14 protein-coding genes and 4 pseudogenes are annotated in these 20,665 nt (G+C 69.8%); 12 read left to right on the top strand and 6 right to left on the bottom strand.

The features are described 5' to 3' along the window. Positions 1–71: 71 nt before the first annotated feature. The 3 genes and pseudogenes from ACFWI4_RS06875 to ACFWI4_RS06865 all read left to right on the top strand — a co-directional run bounded on the left by ACFWI4_RS06875 (position 72) and on the right by ACFWI4_RS06865 (position 3,172). Complete coding sequence (locus ACFWI4_RS06875) at positions 72–1,388, top strand: MFS transporter (protein ID WP_387191908.1); 1,317 nt, start codon at positions 72–74, stop codon at positions 1,386–1,388. 118 nt (positions 1,389–1,506) lie between these two features. Further along, positions 1,507–2,359: pseudogene (locus ACFWI4_RS06870) on the top strand (aldo/keto reductase). 363 nt (positions 2,360–2,722) lie between these two features. Beyond that, positions 2,723–3,172 (top strand): DUF1931 family protein, encoded by a 450-nt coding sequence (locus ACFWI4_RS06865; RefSeq protein ID WP_387191742.1) that lies wholly within the window; start codon positions 2,723–2,725, stop codon positions 3,170–3,172. A gap of 69 nt (positions 3,173–3,241) precedes the next feature. Here the strand turns inward: ACFWI4_RS06865 and uvrA are convergent, their stop codons facing one another. Then, positions 3,242–5,713, bottom strand: a complete 2,472-nt coding sequence (gene uvrA, locus ACFWI4_RS06860; protein ID WP_387191740.1) for an excinuclease ABC subunit UvrA — start codon at positions 5,711–5,713, stop codon at positions 3,242–3,244. A gap of 475 nt (positions 5,714–6,188) precedes the next feature. On the opposite strand from uvrA, the gene ACFWI4_RS06855 reads away from it, so the two are divergent. Continuing rightward, a complete protein-coding gene (locus tag ACFWI4_RS06855) occupies positions 6,189–7,280 on the top strand; it encodes a hypothetical protein (RefSeq protein ID WP_385392560.1) in 1,092 nt (363 codons plus the stop codon). Positions 7,281–7,552: 272 nt separating this feature from the next. Beyond that, positions 7,553–9,730, top strand: coding sequence for an FUSC family protein (locus ACFWI4_RS06850; RefSeq protein WP_387191738.1), 2,178 nt, complete (start codon positions 7,553–7,555; stop codon positions 9,728–9,730). Positions 9,731–10,890: 1,160 nt separating this feature from the next. Here the strand turns inward: ACFWI4_RS06850 and ACFWI4_RS06845 are convergent. Continuing rightward, entirely contained in the window at positions 10,891–11,301 is a 411-nt protein-coding gene (locus ACFWI4_RS06845; RefSeq protein ID WP_387191736.1) for a hypothetical protein, read from the bottom strand. 72 nt (positions 11,302–11,373) lie between these two features. Here ACFWI4_RS06845 and ACFWI4_RS06840 point away from each other — a divergent pair, with 72 nt between their 5' ends. From ACFWI4_RS06840 to ACFWI4_RS06830, 3 genes and pseudogenes are all read left to right on the top strand, one after another. Next, positions 11,374–11,529: a hypothetical protein gene (locus ACFWI4_RS06840; RefSeq protein ID WP_387191734.1), complete on the top strand. Its 156-nt coding sequence runs from the start codon at positions 11,374–11,376 to the stop codon at positions 11,527–11,529. A gap of 270 nt (positions 11,530–11,799) precedes the next feature. Continuing rightward, positions 11,800–12,974: pseudogene (locus ACFWI4_RS06835) on the top strand (PP2C family protein-serine/threonine phosphatase). A 678-nt stretch (positions 12,975–13,652) separates the two neighbouring features. Beyond that, on the top strand, positions 13,653–14,663 hold the full coding sequence (locus ACFWI4_RS06830; protein WP_387191732.1) for an AI-2E family transporter: 1,011 nt from the start codon (positions 13,653–13,655) through the stop codon (positions 14,661–14,663). Between the two features lie 124 nt (positions 14,664–14,787). On the opposite strand, the gene ACFWI4_RS06825 is transcribed toward ACFWI4_RS06830, so the two are convergent. Beyond that, a complete protein-coding gene (locus ACFWI4_RS06825; RefSeq protein WP_387191730.1) occupies positions 14,788–14,946 on the bottom strand; it encodes a BBE domain-containing protein in 159 nt (52 codons plus the stop codon). A gap of 191 nt (positions 14,947–15,137) precedes the next feature. Between ACFWI4_RS06825 and ACFWI4_RS06820 the strand changes: the two genes are divergently transcribed. After that, complete coding sequence (locus ACFWI4_RS06820; protein WP_387191728.1) at positions 15,138–15,434, top strand: hypothetical protein; 297 nt, start codon at positions 15,138–15,140, stop codon at positions 15,432–15,434. A 40-nt stretch (positions 15,435–15,474) separates the two neighbouring features. Here ACFWI4_RS06820 and ACFWI4_RS06815 read toward each other — a convergent pair. Then, positions 15,475–15,549, bottom strand: a pseudogene (locus tag ACFWI4_RS06815) (MerR family transcriptional regulator); the annotation flags it as partial. A 119-nt stretch (positions 15,550–15,668) separates the two neighbouring features. Here ACFWI4_RS06815 and ACFWI4_RS06810 point away from each other — a divergent pair. From ACFWI4_RS06810 to ACFWI4_RS06800, 3 genes and pseudogenes are all read left to right on the top strand, one after another. Then, entirely contained in the window at positions 15,669–17,354 is a 1,686-nt protein-coding gene (locus tag ACFWI4_RS06810; RefSeq protein WP_385392075.1) for a ribonuclease J, read from the top strand. A 731-nt stretch (positions 17,355–18,085) separates the two neighbouring features. Then, a complete protein-coding gene (locus tag ACFWI4_RS06805) occupies positions 18,086–18,508 on the top strand; it encodes a hypothetical protein (RefSeq protein WP_387191726.1) in 423 nt (140 codons plus the stop codon). 155 nt (positions 18,509–18,663) lie between these two features. Further along, positions 18,664–18,897, top strand: a pseudogene (locus tag ACFWI4_RS06800) (hypothetical protein); the annotation flags it as partial. A 33-nt stretch (positions 18,898–18,930) separates the two neighbouring features. Here ACFWI4_RS06800 and ACFWI4_RS06795 read toward each other — a convergent pair. Together ACFWI4_RS06795 and ACFWI4_RS06790 are read right to left on the bottom strand one after the other, a co-directional pair. Continuing rightward, positions 18,931–19,710, bottom strand: a complete 780-nt coding sequence (locus ACFWI4_RS06795) for a phosphatase PAP2 family protein (protein ID WP_387191725.1) — start codon at positions 19,708–19,710, stop codon at positions 18,931–18,933. Then, entirely contained in the window at positions 19,711–20,664 is a 954-nt protein-coding gene (locus ACFWI4_RS06790; protein WP_387191723.1) for a YihY/virulence factor BrkB family protein, read from the bottom strand. Position 20,665 lies beyond the last annotated feature (1 nt).

Below are 20,665 nucleotides of genomic sequence, written 5' to 3'. Positions count from 1 at the left end.
TCGTTGGCATTGATTCTGTCTGGTGAGGAAGATGGAGAGCGCCATCCGCTTCCACCCGAGGAGGGGTACCCCTGCCTGCCGTTCCGACGCCGCTGAGCCTTCCCCCAGCCGAGGCTCTCGACGACCCGACCCACCGGATCCCTGCACCCGCTCCCGCCGAACTGCCGCCCCGCGCCCGGCGCCGTGCCTTGCACACGACCGGCTTCTGGTTCGTGGCGGTGGCCTTCACCGTGTTGATGGCCTTCGGTACCGCGCCGACCCCGCTGTGGCCGCTGTACGAGGCGCGGGACCACTTCGGCGCGACCACGGTCACGGTGGCGTACGCCTCGATGGTCGTGGGCGCGGCAGCCGCCTTCCTGGGGCTGGGACACCTGTCAGACCGGCTCGGCCGACGGCGCATCATCGTCCCGGCGCTGCTGGTCGGCATCGTCGCGTCGGTCGTACTGATCTTGTGGCGGGACCTGCCAGGGCTGATCGCTGGCAGGATCCTGAACGGTGTCGGACTCGGGCTCATGGCCTCGACCGCGACGACGTACCTGCACGACCTCCACCACGAGGTCCGTCCGGACCGGACGGGTTCGGTGCTGCCCGGCATCGTGGCCACCGCCGCCAACCTCGGCGGCCTGGCCTCGGGGCCCCTGATCGCCGGAGCCGCCGCCGAGTGGCTTCCCGCGCCCCTAATCACGACCCAGGCGATCTTCACGCTCGCCATGGCGGTGTGCCTGGCGCTGGTGCTGTGCACCCCGGAGACCGTGGACCTGGAGCTGCCCGCGGCCGAACCGCCCCGCAGGTTCGTCCTGCGCCCCGGCGGCCGGCGGGCGTTCGGCGCGGCCGGCGCGCTGGGCGCCTTCGCCTTCGCGATCCTCGGCCTGATCTCCTCCCTCGGGGCGAGCGTGCTCCACGGCACCCTGCACACCGACTCGCACCTTGTGGCCGGCCTGGCCGCCTTCCTCATGTTCGGTTCCGCGGCGACCGCCCAGCTGGTCCTGGGCCGCCTCCCCCTGCCCCGGCTCCTGACCGTGGGGGCAGTGGTCTTTCCGGTCGGCCTGGTCCTCTGCGCCGTCGCCCTCTACCACCCGGCGCTGTGGCTCTACCTGGTCGCCGTGTCCTTGTCGGGAGCCGGCTCCGGGCTGCTATTCAAGGGAGGGGTCGAACGTGCCGGTGCAGTGGCCGAGCCCGCCTCACGCGCGGGGGTCCTCGCCGTGTTCTTCGTCGTCGCGTACCTGGGAATGGGACTGCCCTCCGTCCTGTTCAGCATCGCCCTGCGGCACTTCGCCGTGCAGACCGCGATGATCGGCTTCGCGACGGCCCTCTCCTGCGGCGCCGTCGTGTCGGTGATCGTCGCGTTGCGCGATCGCGCACCCGGTCCGGGCGAGCTCTCGGCGTAGTCTTCTCGCCCCTCCTGATCTCCCTGGGCCGCACGCGACACGGCTGTCTGGAAGGTGCGTACCTGGGCACCCGGTGCGCGTGCGCGTGACACGGATCCGTGCGGACGGGAGGCCCGGGATGTCTGCGGAATCGGCCGGAACGATTGCGCTCCCCTCCGGTGAGGAGATCGCGGCACTCGGGCAGGGCACCTGGTACCTGGTACCTGGGCGAGGATCCGGCCCGGCGTGAGCAGGAGGTCGCCGCGTTGCGGCTGGGCGTGGACCTGGGCATGACCGTCGTCGACACGGCGGAGATGTACGGCGACGGCGCAGCCGAGGAACTCGTCGGGGAGGCCCTCCGCGGACGCCGGGAGGAGATCTTCCTCGTCAGCAAGGTGCTGCCGGGCCACGCCGACCGGAAGGGCACCGTCGCCGCCTGCGAGGGCAGCCTGCGGCGGCTCCGCACGGAACGGCTGGACCTGTACCTGCTGCACTGGCGGGGACGGTGGCCACTCGAAGCGACCCTCGCGGGATTCACCGACCTGCTGGCGGCGGAGAAGATCCGTTACTGGGGCGTGAGCAATCTGGACGTGGCCGACATGACCGGGCTGACCACTCTCCCCGGTGGCGACGCGGTGGCCGTCGACCAGGTGCTGTACAACCTCTCCCGGCGTGGCATCGAGTGGGATCTGCTCCCCTGGTGCCGCCAGGCCGGGGTGACGGCCATGGCCTACTCCCCGATCGAGCAGGGACGGGTCCTGGAGGCCGAGGCACTGCATGCGGTGGCCCGGGACCTCGGAGCCACGCCGGCCCAGGTGGAACTCGCCTGAGTGCTGGAGCAGGGGGTGGCCGCGATCCCGCGTTCCGGATCACCCGACCACGTTCGGGAGAACCGCGGCGCGGTGGACCTCCGCCTTCCCCCCGAGGCGCTCGACGCCCTCGACGAGGCGTTTCCGCCACCGAGCGGGCCCACGCCCCTGGAGATGCTCTGAAGGTGTTGGTGATCGACCTCGAGCGGCCGGCTCTTCCGTTCCTCACGTCCTAGTGCTGGATCTTTGCGTCCGCCCCGTCGGTTCGCGGACACCGAACGGGTCGCGGACGCCCTGCTGTGGTGCAGCCCGACAGACCACGGGTAGATCATCGGCCGGTCGCTGCGGGGCTGGGCCGTGCCGCCGATGTTCAGTGATGACCACGCATTTCAGGCTGCTCTGCCAGGGCAGGAGGGGGCGCCCTTTTTCAGCCTGGAGTGCGGAGGCTCTCAGCAGGGGGCTCTGCGAATCTCGACCGGGTAATACCCGATGGCGGCGCGGCGGGAGCGAACGGCGCCGTCCGTTCCCGGTGAGGAGGCGAGAGGCATGACCGTGATGGGTGTGTCGAAGTTCGAGAGGTTCTTCCGCGCCGCCGCAGGCCTCGACGTGGACAAGAACGACCTGAAGCGGTACGGCGACTTCGTCGACGCCAAGCTCTACGACCTCCTGGTCGTCGGCCAGGCATCGGCCAAGGCCAACGGCCGGGACACCGTCGAACCGTGGGACCTACCGATCACCAAGGGCCTCCAGGAGAGCGTCCACCGGTTCCGGCGGCTCGACGAGGAGGTCGACCTGAAGCCGATCCTGGAACAGCTCGCCACGCACCCTCCCCTCGACAGGACGCCCACGCAGGAGACCGAAGAGCGCTATCCCGAGATCATCGGCGGTCTCAGCGTCGCCCTCGCCGAGACGTTCAAAGTCATGTATCCGGACCTGAAGAACCCGCAGACCAGCCACTGGGAGGGTGCGACCGCCGTGTTCGACCGACTGCTGTAGCAGTCGCCCTTCCCCGTGGACCGCCGGGTCGCCGACGCCTCCGTCGGTGCTCAGGCCCCCGCGCCGTCGTCAGGAGCGCGCGAGCCGGGTCGCGAGATAGGGCGCGGTGGCGCTGCGGCGGGCCCTCGCGACCTTGGCCGGCGGGCCCGCCGCGACCACCCGCCCGCCCGCGTCGCCGCCGCCCGGACCGAGGTCGATGACCCAGTCGGCGGTGGCGATCGTGTCCAGGTCGTGCTCGACGAGAACGACCGTGTTGCCGGCGTCGACGAGCCGGTGCAGCTGTCGCAGCAGCAGCGCGATGTCCGAGGGGTGCAGCCCCGCCGTCGGCTCGTCGAGCAGGTAGAGCGCGTGCCCGCGGCGGGCTCGCTGGAGTTCGGTGGCCAGTTTGATGCGTTGCGCCTCACCACCGCTGAGTTCCGTCGCGGGCTGCCCCAGCCGCAGGTACCCCAGTCCCACCTCGCGCAGCGTCTCCAGACTGCGGGAGGCGGCCGGGACGGCGGACAGGAACTCGGCGGCGGCGTCGACGGACAGCGCCAGCACTTCCGCGATGGTCTTGCCGTGGTAGGTGACGTCCAGCGTTTCGGCGTTGTACCGGGCGCCCTGGCAGGTCGGGCACGGCGCGTAGGCGCCGGGCAGGAACAGCAGTTCCACCGCGACGAATCCTTCGCCCTGGCAGGTCTCGCACCGCCCTTCGGGCACGTTGAAGGAGAACCGCCCGGCCGAGTAGCCGCGGGCCCTGGCCTCGTCCGTCGCCGCGTACAGCTTGCGCACCGCGTCGAACATCCCCGTGTACGTGGCCAGGTTGGACCGGGGAGTCCGGCCGATGGGCCGTTGGTCGACCAGGACCAGCCGGTCGAAGGACTCGACCCCCGACGCGTCCTGGACGTCGACCTCCAGCTGCGCCTCGTCGGGCTCCTCGGGTGCGAGTCCGAGGTGGCCGCGCACGACCTCGGCAAGCACCTGCGTCACCAGCGTCGACTTCCCGGAACCGGACACGCCCGTCACCGCCGTCAGTACGCACAGCGGTACGTCGACGGACACGTCGTGCAGATTGTGGCGGGAGACGCCGCGCAGGTGCAGCCAGCCGTACGGTGTGCGCGGGCGGTGCTCGAGCGGCTGGGCGCGCCCGAACAGGTACTGGCTCGTGGCCGACTCCCCGACCCGCTCGAGACCGGCGACCGGGCCGCTGTACAGCACGCGTCCGCCGCCCTCGCCCGCGCCGGGGCCGATGTCGACCACCCAGTCCGCTCGTCGTACGACGTCCATGTCGTGCTCCACGACGAACAGTGAGTTGCCCGCTGCCTTGAGGCGGTCCAGCACGTCCAGCAGCGGTTCCGCGTCGGCCGGGTGCAGGCCCGCGGAGGGTTCGTCGAGGACGTAGACGACGCCGAACAGCCCTGAGCGCAGCTGGGTGGCGATCCGCAGGCGCTGCGCCTCGCCGGGCGACAGGGTCGTCGAGCGGCGCCCGAGGCTGAGATATCCCAGGCCCAGGTCGAGCAGTACCTCGACCCGCGCGACCAGATCGCCGCAGATCCGGACCGCGACCTCGGTCGTCTCCCCGGATCGGGCGGTCGACGTGGTGGCGTCGGCCTCGGACCGCTCCGCGACGGGCCGCAGCAGCGCCACGACCTCGGTGAGGGGCATCGCGTTGATCTCGGCGATGGAACGTCCCGCGAAGGTGACGGAGAGTGCCTCGGGCCGCAGTCCGCTGCCGTGACAGGCGGGGCAGGGCACACTCCTGACGAACCGGAGCGCCCGCTCGCGCATCTTCTCGCTCTTGGAATCGGCGAGGACGTGCATGACGTGCTTGCGGGCGCTCCAGAACTTGCCCTGGTAGCCGTAGTCGACGCGGTCCTCCTCCGGCTCGATGTACACGGAGGGCTGTTCGTCCGCATATAGCAGCCAGTCCCGGTCCTTCTTCCTGAGCCTGCGCCACGGTCGGTCGATGTCGATCCCCAGACCGTTCACGACACTGCGCAGGTTGGCGCCCTGCCAGGCGCCCGGCCAGGCGGCGATCGCACCCTCGCGGATGCTCAGCGAGGGATCCGGGACAAGCAGGTCCTCGGCGACGTCGTGCACGACGCCCAGTCCGTGGCACTCCGGGCAGGCGCCGGCCGCGGTGTTGGGTGAGAATGACTCGGCCTCCAGCCGTGCGGCTCCGGGAGGATAGGTGCCGGCGCGGGAGTACAGCATGCGCAGCAGATTGGACAGCGTGGTGATGGTGCCGACCGTCGAGCGCGAACTGGGCGACCCGCGTCGCTGCTGCAGGGCCACGGCCGGTGGCAGTCCGGTGATTTCCTGCACGTGCGGTGCGCCGACCTGTTGCAACAGCCTTCGGGCGTACGGTGCCACGGACTCGAAGTAGCGCCGCTGGGCCTCCGCGTAGAGCGTGCCGAACGCGAGCGAGGACTTGCCCGAACCGGAGACGCCGGTGAAAGCGACCATCGCGTCCCGCGGAACGTCGACGTAGACGTTGCGCAGGTTGTTCTCACTGGCGCCCCGGACATGCACGAAGGTGTCGGTCGCATCCTTGTTCACCATTCCTGATTACCTGATCGTGCCGGGAACCGCGCGGCAGGCGCCGACACCTGGCCCCGCTCACACGAGCGTCCGGAGAATCCCGGTACGAGGCGCTCTCAGGGAACCTTCGAGGGGGGCTTCACCGTTGATCCGAGCGTGGGCGCGAAGGGAACTGTGTCCCCGTCGCGCCCACCCTCGATCGGCCCCGGCTGGGGATCCCCCGAACCAGTCGGGGCCTTGGCCTGTTCTGCTGCCGGCCCCCTTCGCGAACGCGGTGGCTCGCCTCCCGGTGGCGCACGCAACCGTGGCCCGGGGTGGAACAGGCCCTGTGTGGGGAGGACCGGGAGACCTGACCGACCGCCTTGCCCCTGCCGGCAGGGGCCAGCGTGTCCCGCGGCGTCGGCGATGCCTCGGGGGGCATCCTGGGCGTACGAGCGATCGCGGGGGCAGCCGGCGAGAGGGAGTCATGCGGGTGTCGTCTCAGGGCGTTACGGTCGTGGCTCTCCTGTCGGATCCGGACGCGCCCACGGAGATCGCGCAGCGCATGGCACGGATACTTCCCGCTCGGCTCGCCGACAAGTCAGGCCAGGGGCGACGGTTCGACGTCGAGGTGGTCAGTGAGCCGTTCACCGCAGGGACCGAGGACCAGCCCACCTTGATGCGCCGGATCATGGACCGCGGAAGAGCGGAGAGTTGGGACATCGTCGTGGCCCTCACCGACCTTCCGCTGCACTCACACGGGCGCAAGCTCGTTCTGGATCTGAGTCACGAACACGGCTTGGCCCTGCTGTCCCTTCCTCCGCTGGGGGGCTTGCGTCTGCAGACGAGAGCCCGGCGGGCCGTGGAAGAAGCCGTGCTCAGCCTGGCGGGCCCCCGGGCCACCGGGGCTGAGGGACTTCCTCGGAGTCAGCCGCTTCTAGGGCCCTTCGTCAGTCGCCTCGCGCCTATTCACCCGGGCCAGGTCGGTGAGGAGGAGACCGCTGATCTTCGGTATGTCGTCAGCGGACCGCGCGGTTACCTCAGGGTGCTCCTCGGTATGGTCCGCGCCAACCGGCCGTGGCGGCTGGTGCCGGGCTTGTCGAAGGCCCTGGCGGCCGCACTCGCCACGGGAGTAGCCGCCACGGTGAACTCCACCATCTGGAGCCTGGCCGAGTCCCTAAGCGCGCCACGCCTCGTGATCGCCGCGGTCGGGTCCGTCGCGCTCATGAGCGGCTGGCTGATCGTGGACGCGCAGCTGTGGCATCGATCGGCAGAGGCCTCGAAGGAAGCGAGGCAGAAGGCGAGGCTCTACAACGCCTCGACGGTCATGACCGTGGGCATCGGGGTTCTCGTCTGCTACGCGGGGCTGATCGTCATCAACTTGGCCTGGGCCCTGTTCATCCTCAACGGCCAAGTGTTCGCCTCCACGACACGAACCCCGCTTGACGCCACGGAATACTGGACATTGTCCTGGTTCGTCGCCTCGGTCGCCACGGTGGGCGGGGCGCTGGGATCAGGGTTGGAGAGCGACGAGGCGATCCGGGCAGCCGCGTACTCCAAGCGCGAACAGGAGCGCCGCCAAATGCTCCAAGACAACGACGGCGACTAGCTGGAGACCCCAGTCTGAGATTCGTCGGTGGCTGGTGGCCGTCGGTGGCCGTCCGCGTACGAAGACTCCGCTGATCGATCGGGTGCGTAGTCGTTTCGCGGCTCTGGACGGACGGCGGCCGCTCAGCAGCGTCCGCAATGGCTGCACGCCATCCAGCGGCTGCGGCCGCGGGCCTGTTCGCGGGGTGTGCGTCAGGCTTTCCCTGCCCGAAGGTTGCCGCACCCCGACTAGACCGAAATGCCCCGGCAAGGTGGTCCGGCTAGGCTCACACCGTGACGTGGTTGCGGGTCTTCGGCGAGGTCGTGCGATCCGGGCTCACGATCGAGGAGACGCGACTGGAGTTCCTGCTCGCGCTGCGCACGGCCGCTGGGGTGGCGATCGTCGTCGGGCCGGCACTATGGCTCGTCTCCCCTGCGTACGCCGCGTCCGCCGCCCTCGGTGCCTACTCCGCGGGTGGGGCCACCTTCCAGCGCACCTGGCGTCCGCGCAAGGTGATCGCGCTCGGCGCCGGCGCCGGTCTGGCGCTCAGCACCTTCGTGGGCTACCTGGCCGCGGGACGACTCGTGACGTTCCTCCCGCTGCTGGCCGTATGGGCCTTCGCCGCGGGGATGGCCTGGGCCGTCGGACCGACCGCTGGGATCGTCGCAGCGACGACCGTCGGCAGCATGCTGGTGACCATCACCCTACCCACGAGCGTCGGGCGAGCCCTGGAGCACGCCGGGGTCATCGCGCTCGGGGGCGTGGTACAAGCCGTGCTGATCTTACTGTTCCCGATCCGCCGTTGGGGGGCGCATCGGGACGCGCTCGCCGACGCCCTCGCCGCACTGGCGGACTACGCCCGCCGGCTGCGGCACGACCCGACGGCCCCGTTCGACCCGGAGCCGTTGATGACGGCCCGGGACGCGGCCGCCGTGACGCCATCACAGGCCCGCACCCGTCCCCCTGTCCTGCACGGCCCCCGAGGACTCGCCGAGCGTATTCGGCCGGTCATCGCCGCGCTCGCCGACCCCTACGTCGGCGCCCCGGCGGAGGGACCCGGGCGGGACCGCGCGCGGGAGTTGCTCGACGCGGCCGCCGACGTCCTGGATGCGGCCGCCCGTTCGATCCGGCACGGCACTCCCGCCGAGGTGCCGACCAGGAGCACGGCCGTCCTGCGTATCAACGAGGAGCACGAGGTATTGGAGGGGCCCCCGCGGCAAACGGCCGAGCAGCTCGTACAACTGCTCGGCGAGGCGCTGGAGATCGCCGGAAGCGGCGATGCGCCCGAGAAGACGCCAACGCCGCCCGGCCCTGCCGGCGCTCAGTTCCTGGTGCGCCCGACAATGCTCCGGCTTGTCCCGGTCGTCGCCCAGGCGGTCCGCCGCGAGCTCCGCCGGGACTCGCCCGTGTTCCGGCACGCCGTCCGCCTGGCGGCAGTGGCCACGCTCGGCTACCTGATCGCCGCCCTGCTGCCCCTGGGCCACAGCTACTGGGCGCCCATCGCCTCGGTGATGGTGATGCGGCCGGACTTCCACCGGACGTACGCGCGCGCGGTGGCCCGTCTTGCCGGGACCCTGGCGGGGGTTGCGCTCGCCACTGGGATGGTGCGGGCCCTGGGCCCGGACGCCCATATGTTCGGCGCGCTGGCGGTGGTCTTCGCGGGCCTGTCGTACATGATGCTCCGTACCGGCTACGCCTACTCCCAGTGCTTCACCGCCGCGTACGTCGTCTTCCTGCTCGGCATGGGCGGCCAGACATGGGAGCAGACTGTCCCGGAGCGGGTCGTGCTCACCCTGCTCGGCGGGGCCCTGGCCATGCTGGCCTACGTCGTGTTCCCCGCGTGGGAGACGCCCCGGCTGCCGGGCCGGCTTGCGGACTGGCTCGCCGCCAACGGCCGCTACGCGGCCGCGGTGCTCCGCAGCTACGCCGAACCGACCCAGGAGCATCACGCCGACCTGCGCAGGGCACTACTGGCGAGCAGGGAGGCACGTGCCGCCTGGCAGGAGACATACAACCGGGCAAGGCAGGAACCGGTCCGCCCAAGGGGTCTGACGTCGCGTGAGGCGGAGGAGGCGCAAAAGGCGCTGAAGGGGTTCGGCCGGGCGGTGATGCTCATGGAGAGCCACGTCCCACAGGCCGACAGCCGTTTCGTCCCCGAGGCGCAGCGGCTCGCCGAGGCCCTGGAGACCGACACCGCGAAGGCAGCAGTCGACGTGCGCGAGCACAGGAATCCAGACTGGGAGCGTGTGGAGAAGGCGCTCCTCGCGTGGCAGGACGCTGCCGCCGGCAACCGGAGCCCGGTCGTGCGGCGCGAGGCGGAGTTGCAGAAACGGGCCTTGGAAGACCTCGCGACGGCCGTGAGTCGCACCCCCCTGGAACGGGATGTCGTCTCTGCTCGCGAGGAGCAGCGGGTGCGGGCTGCCGTGGCGGCGGAAGGTGACGGATCAGGCACCGTGCAGCGGGGCGGATGACGAAGTCGGCCAGGGGGAGCGCCACGCCTCCTGGAGCGGCAAGCGGCCTCCCGACCGCGTCGGGCGTCTTCTCACCATTCCACCGTGACCTGCCTCGTCGCGGTGACGGCCGGTTCAGCCGCCGGAGCGCGGCGCTACGCGGCCGGCGCGGCCACCAAGGCCCGGCACAAGTCCTCCGGTCCGGGGCTGTCCCGGAAGCCACCCACCCAGCAGCCTCCCGGCGCCGACCGGGCGCGGCACCAGCCCGTCAACCGTGAGGCGACCCCACCCTCCGGCGAAACGAGGATCGGCTGCCGCTCACGCAGCCGCAGTGCGCGTTCACGCGCCTCCAGATCGTCCCACCGGGCCAGTCGGCTGGGGGCGCTCCGCCATCACTGCCCCGGAACAGCCGCCATTCGTACGCCACTTCGCTCCCTCAGCCGCGACACGAGGTGAGACAACACAGCGTACGTATGGAGAACGAGGCACCGGAACACCAGGCCGAACCGCCGTGGCAGAGCCTGGTCGGCCCGCTGGCGGAGGTGGTGCAGGAGGTGAGGGTTTGGGCCGCTCGCGGGTGGCTTCACCAGCAAGATCCACCTGAGCGCCGACGGACGTTGCCGCCCGCTGTCTCTGATCGTCACCGCCGGACAGCGAGGTGACAGTCCCCAGTTCAAGACGGTGTTTGAGAAGATCCGCGTTCCCCGCCTGGGGCCGGGCAGGCCTCGCAAGAAGCCTGACAGCGTTGCTGCGGACAAGACACCCCATGCAGTTTTCGGGTCAAGCAGCTGCCGCGAGTGGGGTTGATGAGTTGAAGGCGATGGCTTCAGGCGTCGCAGGTACTCACGGCAGGGGCGGTTTCTGTAGGCCTAATAGGCACGTGAGTTGGCCGTTGGTCAGCCTAGGCAGGGGCCGGACGGGACGTCTCGTCTGTAAGCAGCACCGTGAGTGCTTCGACAAGAGGGATGCGGCACTGACCGCCTCACCTGGCGCCCATGCCACTACAACCACCGCCGGGAGACCAGTGACCGCTATCACGCGGCCCTGCGCAATCTGTTCAACCGCATGCTCGGCCAGCTCCACCACTGCCTGACCAACCACCAGGAATTCAATGCGCAATGCTGAGAGCGCTCGTCCAGGCGGGGAGCCGGGGAACCGGCGAGGCCCTCGACACGAGAACTTCACGATCGAAGCCAGATGACCAGCGTGGCTGCGGTGACGGTGCCGAGGAAGACGTAGCCGCGCTTGTCATACTCAGACTGCGGATCCGCGTCCTGGAGATTGCACCTGCCCTGCCATCGGGCGGAGGCACCAGCGATTTCGTCGGGTGAGTGAACCCACTCGCTCTCACTCGTGCTGCCGTGCAAGACGACTCCGGGACGATACGGATCCCGGCACAGGTCGAAGCCGTGCAGGTGCTGCATGGCCCCGAAGACCAGCGGCGGGACGTGAAAGGCCGCCTCGTCTTCGACCCACGAGGCGGCCCAAGCATGGACTGCTTCACGGGTTACGTCGCCGGCGATGAGTGCCTGCCACTGAGCAACTACATCCTTGCGACTGGGTGCAGGCCTCGGAGTCTTGCGATCGCTCATGTGTTCACAATCGCGGCCGCATGACCCAGGAGATAGACCAAATCTGTTCCTTGATCGGGGCAGGTTCACCGCATGACCCCTACCGTCACCGTCTCCCCAGAGCACCGGATCGACCAGCTGTGGGAGGCGGTCTCGCTCGGCGACGAGCAGGCCGCCACTCGTGCGGTCTTCGGCGCGCTGGAAGACTGTACGCCGGCGGAAAGCGTGCTCCAGTGTGTGAACGCGTGAGTCCGTCGGTTTCACCGTTCTACGGCCGCCGGACACCTGGCTCGACATCGAGCTCCACCCCGATTCGAGCGGTATCAGCGTCCGTGGCACCGCGCGCGGTTCAGAACCGGCGACCCGCCCAGGACGGTCTCCCCGGCCGCGACCGGGGCGTCCGTCGGACGTCTGTAGCAGCTCGTGCACCTCGCGACGACCCTGACCGACGTGGTCGGTGTGCAGGACGTCGTCGACCTGGTCGCCGTCCAGATCCTGCCCGCGTTCGGGGCGGTCGGCATGGTCCTGTCCGCGGCGGACGCCGGGCGCCTGCGGATCACGGGCCACCATGGCTACGACCCGGACACCATCCAACGCCTCGGCGGCCTTCCGGTGGGCACAGGCCTGACGCCGGCGGGCGAGGCGCTGCTCAGAGGGGTCCCGCTGTTCTTCTCCGACCACGACGAGCTCGCCCGCGACTATCCCGCCGCACCACGGATCAGCGGCAAGCATTCCTGGGCCTTCCTCCCGCTCGTCAGCGATGCCCGCCCTGTCGGATGCTGCATCCTCACCTACAGCCGTCCTCATACGTTCACGGCCGACGACCGGGCCGTCCTCACGTCACTGGGCGGACTCCTCGCCCAGGCCCTCGACCGAGCGCTGCTCTACGGCGCCAAGCTCGACCTGGCACGTACGCTCCAGCAGGCACTCCTCCCGCGCCGTCTGCCCACCCTCAGCGGCCCGGAGGTGGCGGCGCGTTATCTCCCCGCCGGGCACGTCATGGACGTGGGCGGCGACTTCTACAACCTCATACGGCTCGACGCATCGACAGCGGCGGCCGTCATCGGTGATGTCCAGGGCCACAACATGGCGGCCGCCGCGCTGATGGGACAGGTCCGTACGGCCGTCCACGCCAGCGTGGGCGCGCGTCCCGACGAAGTGCTGTCCCGCACCAACCGCGTTCTCGCCGACCTGGAGCCCGATCTCCTCGTCTCCTGCCTGTACACGCACATCGACCTCGCTCGCGGGCAGATGTGCCTGGCCCGCGCGGGCCACGTGCCACCTCTGCTCCACCGTCCCGGGGAGCGTCCCGGTAGGCTGGAGATCGAGCCGGGTCCGTGGCTCGGCATCGGCGTCGACCTCCCGTACCCGATCATCACGGTCCCGATGCCTCCGGGACGATCCTCGCCCTGTACACGGACGGACTGGTCGAGGTGCCCGGAACCGACCTCGACCGGATGACGAGCGGGCTCGCACAGCTTCTTGCGGGTCCCTCGCGGCCGGCTCGGCTCGTCGACGAGCTCATCCACCACTCCTGGCCCCATGGTCAGCCGACCGACGACATCGCCGTACTGCTGCTGAAGGCCCGGGGAAAGCGGAAACCGCGGCCACGGATGAATCAAGCCAGACCTGTGGAGCGGCGGCGACCAGCAGGGGCCGGACAATGTGCCCGGACGGCACGGCACGGGGCTTGACGGGTGACCTTCGTTGCCGTGTCATCGTGAGGAGGACCACGACGGCGGGTGACGCGATGGCGACAGCGGGGCACGGCGGGCCGGAAGCGGAGCCCGCGCGCGACGATGCGAACTCACAGACGAGCACTCCGAAACCTGCTCGCGAGCACGGCAGTTGGGCCGCGGACAACGTTCCTTGGATCATCCTGGCTCTCATCGTCCTGGTGCTGGTGATCGTCGGCGCGACATCCAACGACAGCGTCACCTGCCCCGGCGGGACCGCCAGCTGCGGAGCTCCCTGAATCACGCCACGACATTCGACTCTGACCGTGGCCCGATCGGCTCACGGCGCACCGGGCGGGGCAAGGACGCGGTAGGAGCGGAATCTCTGGGTAACCGGTTCCCTGCCGCAACGCGTCTCGGGCGAAGTCCTCGTGGGCGGCGGCACAGGGTGTGAGAGGGGCTCAGGAGCGTCCTGGGCGACACGCCCATGCCTGTTCGAGGCAGTCAAGGAGAGGCGTCGCGATGTCTGGGCAGTCCGGGGCCGGGCCCGAGTCCGTTCGGCAAGAGCACCGTGAGGTGGAAAAGGCGGGTGTACAGGGCTCCGATTCCGGGCCTGCGGGCGCCGTGGACACGTCCCTGAAGGCCCCTCAGGAGCCGCCGCGCCGGGATCCACGCCGCCGGCGCGGACGGTCGTGGGTGACGGTGGGCTTCGGTCTGGGCCTCGGCGCGAGTCTCGCGTGGCTGGCCGTGCAGACCGTGCTGCGGGTCAGTTCGATGCTGACCTTGCTGCTGCTGGCCGTGTTCGTCGCCATCAGTCTGGAACCGCTCGTCGCGTGGTTCACGCGCCGGGGTCTGCGGCGCGGCTGGGCCGTCGCGATCGTGCTGACGGGGTTCATCGTGGTACTTGGAGGGTTCCTGGCCCTGGTCATTCCGCCGGTGACCAACGAAGTGTCGGCACTGGTCGACGCGGTGCCCGGCTGGTTGCAGCAGGTTCACGACCACCAGTCGACGCTCGGCCGTCTGGAGGACCGCTACCACGTGGTCGAGAAGGCCAAGCAGCAGATCGGCTCGGGAGACGGAGCGACGGGCCTGGCGGGGGGCGTCCTGGGCGCAGGACAGATGGTCCTGAGTACCCTCACGTCCACGGCGATCGTGATCACGGTGACCCTGTACTGCATGGCGGCCCTGCCGGCCATCAAACAGTTCTGCTACCGCTTCGTGGCCGCGAGCCGGCGCGAACGCGTCGAGGGCGTGGCCGAAGAGATCATGAATCGCATCGGGAAGTTCATGCTCGGCAACCTCGTGACCTCGGGTATCGCCGGCCTGGCGACCTTCGCCTGGTGCGTGGGCCTCGGCGTCCCCTACGCAGCCGCCTTGGGCATCTTCACCGCTTTGATGGACCTGATTCCGATCGTCGGCTCCACGCTCGCCGGCATCGTCGTCAGCCTCGTGGCGCTGTCCGTGTCCCTGCCGATCGCGATCGCGACCGCGGTCTTCTACATTGTCTTCCGGGTCGCCGAGGACTACCTCATCGTGCCCCGGGCCATGAAGTTCGCGGTCGACGTGCACCCATTGGTCACCGTCCTCGCGGTGCTGGTCGGCGGCGCGCTCCTCGGCATCATCGGCGCCCTCGTCGCCATCCCGGCGGCCGTCGCCGTCGGTCTCGTCCTCGACGAGTACGTGTTTCCCACGAAGGAGCAAACGTGAAGGCGCCTTTTCGTCGGCCTCCGGGACATCCGGCGGCCCCGGGGGCGAGAGGCGAGAGGCGCACCTCGACGATGGCCGGGATACGCCCTCCGTCTGAGCTCTCGAAGGAGCTGTCCGCGCCTGGTCAGTGGGACGCGGGCGGGATGCTCTGGTCGTACTGGAACACGTTGTGCGGGTCGTACTTCACCTTGATCTCGCGCAGCCGGTCGACGTTGTCACCACAGTACGCGGATTCCCCGTCCTGCATGGGGACGTTCGGCAGATCGACGTAGGCGCCGTCCACGAAGGGGCGCAGGGCCTGGCTGAACGCGGCGATCCAGGCCTGGGCCCGCGGGGTGAGCGGGTCACAGATGCCCGGCTGGCCGGATCGGGGCCCCCAGCCGGCGCCGGGCTCGGAGGAGAAGAGCGCGTCGCGGTGCGGGAACGCCGTACCGCCGGGGGGGGCTCCTCCTGACCGCTCCTCGGAACGCCTGGGTGAAGAATTTGCTGACGCCGACGGTGTCGGGCGGTCGGTTTGTCGCCGCCGTCGTTGAGGGCGGCCTTGAGCTGCGTGACGGTGCACTCGGTGGTCTGGTTGCAGCCGGTGATCTCGCCCGTGTAGCCGGTGATGCGTACGCCTTCGTCATGGTGGCTGCCGGCACGACCGGCGAGTTCTGCACCGATGTGCTTCCCAACGTCATCCACAGTCCGGTGCAACATGCTTGGGTCCACAGCGGCCCCACGGCGTGCGGTTCCTGCCGCAACCCGCTGCCCACCCCCGGCGTCAAGTGAGAGACCGCCCTTTGCACGACATGGCTAGCCGTCTGACCGGGTTGCTCCCGCCGCCCCGCAGCGGGGTGCTCAGGCGGGCTTCGCCGATCGCGCGGAGGAAGCCCTGGGTGGTGCCGCAGGCGGCTGGTGAGGCGGTCGTCGGCCTGCTGCCGGCACCGCTCGATTCGTCGGCAGGAGGAAGAGATCGCCCGGGCAATGGATCATCTCGTTCCACTCTCCGGGTAACGTCCAGGCATGAGTCATCCGCACCCCGAGCTGAAAGCCGCTCCGCCTCTTCCCGAAGGAGGGCTGCGGGTCATCGCCCTGGGCGGCCTGGGCGAGATCGGCCGCAACATGACCGTCTTCGAGCACGCCGGCAAACTGCTCATCGTCGACTGCGGCGTGCTGTTCCCCGAAGAGACCCAGCCCGGCGTAGACGTGATCCTTCCGGACTTCACCTCCATCCGGGACCGGCTGGACGACATCGTGGCCGTGGTCCTCACCCACGGCCACGAGGACCACATCGGCGGCGTGCCTTACCTGCTGCGCGAGCGGTCCGACATTCCCATCGTCGCCTCCAAGCTGACGCTGGCGTTCTTGGAGGCCAAGCTCAAGGAACATGGCATCCGGCCGCGCACGGTGCGTGTGCGGGAGGGCGACCGGCGCAGCTTCGGGCCCTTCGACTGCGAGTTCGTGGCGGTCAACCACTCCATCCCGGACGGCCTCGCGGTCGCGATCCGCACCGGCGCCGGGATGGTGCTGCACACCGGCGACTTCAAGATGGACCAGTTCCCTCTCGACGACCGCATCACCGATCTGCGTGCCTTCGCCCGCCTCGGCGAGGAGGGCGTGGACCTGTTCCTCACCGACTCCACCAACGCCGAAGTACCCGGCTTCACCACCTCCGAGCGTGAGCTGAACCCGGCGATCGAGCAGGTGCTGCGTACCGCGCCGCGCCGGGTCATCGTCTCCAGCTTCGCCAGCCATGTGCACCGCATCCAACAGGTCCTGGACGCCGCCCACCAGCACGGCCGCAAGGTCGCCTTCGTCGGCCGGTCGATGGTCCGCAACATGGGAATCGCCCGTGACCTGGGCTATCTGAAGGTCCCCTCCGGTCTGGTCGTGAGCGCGAAGGAACTGGAGAAGCTCCCGGACCACAAGATCACTCTGGTGTGCACCGGCTCCCAGGGCGAACCGATGGCCGCGCTGTCACGGATGGCCAACCGCGACCACCAGATCCGTATCGGCAAGGGCGATACCGTCCTGCTCGCCAGCTCCCTCATCCCCGGCAACGAGAGCGCCATCTACCGCGTCATCAACGGTCTTACCCGGTGGGGCGCCCACGTGGTCCACAAGGGCAACGCCAAGGTCCACGTCTCCGGGCACGCCAGCGCCGGCGAACTCGTCTACTGCTACAACATCGTCAAACCCCGCAATGTCATGCCCGTGCACGGCGAATGGCGCCACCTGCAGGCCAACGGCGACCTCGCCATCCGTACCGGTGTCGACCCGGACCGGGTCGTCATCGCCGAGGACGGCGTCGTCGTCGACCTCGTCGACGGCCGCGCGTCCATCACCGGGAAGGTCCCCGCAGGCTACGTCTACGTGGACGGGATGGAGGTCGGCGGCGTCACCGAAGCCTCCCTCAAGGACCGCCGCACGCTTGGGGAAGAGGGTGTGGTCACGGTGGTGGCCATCGTCGACGCCGACACCGGCACCCTCGCCGAAACCCCCGACTTCCTGGCCCGCGGCTTCGCCCATGACGACACCACCTTCGAGCCGGTCATCCCCGTCATCGAGAAGACCTTGGCCACCGCCGCCGACGAAGGCGTCGGGGACGCGATCCAACTCGAACAGCTCATCGCCCGCGCCGTGGCGAACTGGGCGTTTCGCACCTACCGCCGCAGGCCCCTCATCATCCCCGTCATCATCGACGCCTGAGCCCCGGCAGCACGACCCCTGACTCCCGTGCCCGGCCTCGCGAGTATCGAAGCCGGGCACGGGAGTCAGCCGCCGCCCGAGTCGCCACGCAGTCGGTCGCAGCCGATGGCCCTCGGGCAGCGAAGAGGTGACATGCGAAGCGTTCCCGAGCTGCAGGGGTGATCAACATGTCGGACACTCCCCCAGCGTCGCCACCGTAGGTGTTCTCACTGCATCCGCGGCAGTCTCACCCAACCGGCGGGACCGCAGGTCAATCGGCTCGCACAGGGTCGGAAATCCGTCGCAATCGACTTGCCTCACCGCAGTTCAACAGAACGCAGTCACCGCAACAACGGTGAGACCTCACACCGTTACCGCCGACGGCATCCTCAACCACGACTCGACTACGAACGCCGATGGCAAGCCGTCAGGCACCGCGCTAAAACGCAGCCGTCTTGATCCTGATCGCGCCGCGACGCCATTGGAGAGACCGGCCCACGCGGGAACAGAAGTCGGCTCGGCCGAGCCACTTTCGAATTCTGGATTCGCCAGGAGCCTTTGAGGCGTTGCGTCAGCGGTTCCAGACGGCTGCAGCGATCTGGGCCGGTCTGGTGATGCCTTTGGCTCATCTCGCCGCTGCCGTTGCCCAGGCGCCCGGAGCAGGCCATGGTGCTGTCGGACCATGCGATCCCGGACCTCGCCCGCGCCGCACCCGTGACAGGAGGGTTCGTGTCCATGCCATGATCTGTGGCATGAGCATAGAAACCGGACACTCGGGGATCGTGCACTGGCGGCGCAGCATATGGAACGGTGCCCGCTGCGAGCCTGTCCTGGTCACCCTGCGCCCTAACGGTCTACAGGTCCGGGACCGCTCCCTCGGCACTGTTCTGCTGGCCGATCCACGCGCGGTCACCTGCCGCCTCACCCGGCTCGGCACCCTCGTGCTGACGGTCGACGGACGGCGCTACGCGCTCGTGGGGCGGGGCGCCTCCCTGTCCCCCGCACCGAGTGCCGAGCAACAGCGGGCCTTGGAGGACGCCGGACGTGGATCACCGGACCCGGCCGCGTCCGGCGGCGCAGTGGACCACTTGCTCAACGGCGGCGCGGCGGCGCTGATGCGCGCCTGGTACGCCCGACTGACCGCTGCCGGAGCCCAGTTGAACCAGCGTGCCTGACCCGACGGCTCCTCGTACTCGCCGACCGGGCCTGCCCACGGTGTCGGCGCCGCTGTCAGCACACCTAGCTACTGACCTTCTTGGTGAAGCGCGTCAGCGGCCCCTCCGGCGTCATGGTGGTGGAGGCGGTCGGTGTCCACCGGTCGCCCGGGACGGTGCGCGGACATACAAACGCCCCTGGTACGGGCCGTTGGAGGCCCGCCGGTACGCCCAGCTCAGGGAAGTCGAGCATCGCCCGGGAGCTTCTGGACATCTTGGACGACGGCGTCTTCTCCCACTTGGCGGTCGACGGGTTCAACGCGATGCGCAGCAAGCGGGAGCTTCGGGCGGATGTACTCGACGCCTCGCTGCGGCGGACCCGGATGGGCTTCCACCGATCGACAGAGGCATCCTCAGCCATCGATCGGGCTGAGGGCGAGGGCTCACACGCAGGTCCCGGCCTCGGGCCGTTCGTCGGTGAGTTCGGGTTCCAGGCCTTCGGTGACGTCGGCAGGGCGCCTTCCCGTGTCGGCCCGCCAGGCCTCGAACGCCCAGGCGGTGAGGGCGACGACCGCCAGCCCGAGCAGCCAGCCGCCCAGTACGTCGCTGAACCAGTGAACACCCAGGGCGACGCGGGTGAAGCCGACGCCGACGACGGAGAACACGGCTGCGCCCCAGCACGGCGCGCGCCACGAGCGCGGCACCATCGGCAGCAGGACCAGCAGCAGGATCGCGAACGAGGTGGTTGCGGTCATCGCATGGCCCGACGGAAAGGAGAACCCGGGCGCCCGTGCCACGGGATCCTCCAGTGACGGACGTGCCCGCTCGACGACCGTCTTCACCAGAAGTCCGATGCAGCCGCCGGCCACGGCCGCCACCGTGGACCACGCGGCCAGACGCCATGCCCGGCGGTACAAGAGCCAGAGGGTCAGCAGGGCGACAGCCGTCCGCAACGTGACCGGGTCCCAGACCCGGTCGGAGAGGAAGCGCAGCGCGCTCGTCCACGCGGGATGCTCCAGCGCAATCTCGTGCAACCGGCGAGCGGCTCCCGTGTCCAGTCGGCGCAGGGGCTGCCACTGTCCCTCGACCAGGACGAGGAGCAGGCCGAACGGCACCGCGGTGATCGCGGCAGCCGCGGCCGAGCCGAGCAGCCGGGCGCCGAATCGGCGGTCGGCCGTCTGGCGGCGGTCCTGCGGGCTCCGGACCTTTGCGCGCGCCGGCATTCAGACTCCCGGATCGGGTTGGATCGGACCGGGGCGCCGAGCCCGTGATGCCTCCAGCTGCGCGGCGAAGGACAGTCCGAGGAAGAGGGCGATGGAGGTCAGATAGGCCCAGAGCAGCAGCGACATGAAGGCGCTGAGGGGGCCGTAGACCGTGTCGAAGCTGCCGCTGATTCCGAGATAGAGGCTCAGCAGCCAGGTCAGAGCCGTCCACAGGACCAGGTACACGGCGGCGCCGAAGGCCAGCCAGGTGTAGCCGGGCTGGCGCCGCCGGGGCGAGCGGCGGAAGATTGCGCTGGCCGAGATCAGGGCGAGAAGCAGGCCGGAAGGCCAACGCAGCATGTCCCAGGCGGTCTTGGCGCCTCCGTTGAGGTGGTAGACCGTCACGACGGCCGACGCCAGGTCGCCGCCTGCCACCATCAGGACGAAACCGAGGCCGAGCGGGATTCCCGCGCTCAGGGACATGACCAGACCGCGCAGGTACTTCTGGTGGAAGACGCGATCGCGCTCGTTCCCGTAGATGCGGTTGGCGCCCCGCTCTATCTGGCACATCGCGGTGGTCACGTTGACCAGGGAGAAGCCCAGCCCGAACCACAGGGCGACCTGTGCCCCGTCGCCCGCCGTGTGCCGGCTGCGGCGCAGCGCGTCGTCGACGACGTCGGCGCTCGGGCCCGCTGCGATGCGGCGGATCGTCAGCTCGGCGACCCTGCCTACGTCCTCGGTGTGCAGGGCCGAGGACAGCCCCACGAACGCGATGGCGAGCGGGATCAGGGCCAGGACCGTCTGGAGGGCGAGCGCACGGGAGTGGCTGAACCCGTCGGCGTAGCGGAACCGGATGAACGCGTCGCGCAGCAGGGCCAGGCCGCCGTACCGGCGCAGCGACGCCAGGGCCTCATCCGCGGAGAGCTCCTCGCCGGACATGGCACGGGTCTCCGGGACCTTGGTCGCGGTGCCCATG

It is taken from the genome of Streptomyces sp. NPDC127038 (assembly GCF_042725875.1).
Taxonomy (GTDB): Bacteria; Actinomycetota; Actinomycetes; order Streptomycetales; family Streptomycetaceae; genus Streptomyces.
The sequence above is the reverse complement of the archived record's forward strand: the minus strand, read 5'-3'. Positions and strand labels throughout refer to the sequence as shown.

Coding starts and splice junctions, on each gene's coding strand:
- ACFWI4_RS06865 (WP_387191742.1), top strand. CDS start 2,723: ATGACCGTGATGGGTGTGTCGAAGTTCGAGAGGTTCTTCCGCGCCGCC.
- uvrA (WP_387191740.1), bottom strand. CDS start 5,713: ATGGTGAACAAGGATGCGACCGACACCTTCGTGCATGTCCGGGGCGCC.
- ACFWI4_RS06845 (WP_387191736.1), bottom strand. CDS start 11,301: ATGAGCGATCGCAAGACTCCGAGGCCTGCACCCAGTCGCAAGGATGTA.
- ACFWI4_RS06840 (WP_387191734.1), top strand. CDS start 11,374: ATGACCCCTACCGTCACCGTCTCCCCAGAGCACCGGATCGACCAGCTG.
- ACFWI4_RS06810 (WP_385392075.1), top strand. CDS start 15,669: ATGAGTCATCCGCACCCCGAGCTGAAAGCCGCTCCGCCTCTTCCCGAA.
- ACFWI4_RS06805 (WP_387191726.1), top strand. CDS start 18,086: ATGAGCATAGAAACCGGACACTCGGGGATCGTGCACTGGCGGCGCAGC.
- ACFWI4_RS06795 (WP_387191725.1), bottom strand. CDS start 19,710: ATGCCGGCGCGCGCAAAGGTCCGGAGCCCGCAGGACCGCCGCCAGACG.
- ACFWI4_RS06790 (WP_387191723.1), bottom strand. CDS start 20,664: ATGGGCACCGCGACCAAGGTCCCGGAGACCCGTGCCATGTCCGGCGAG.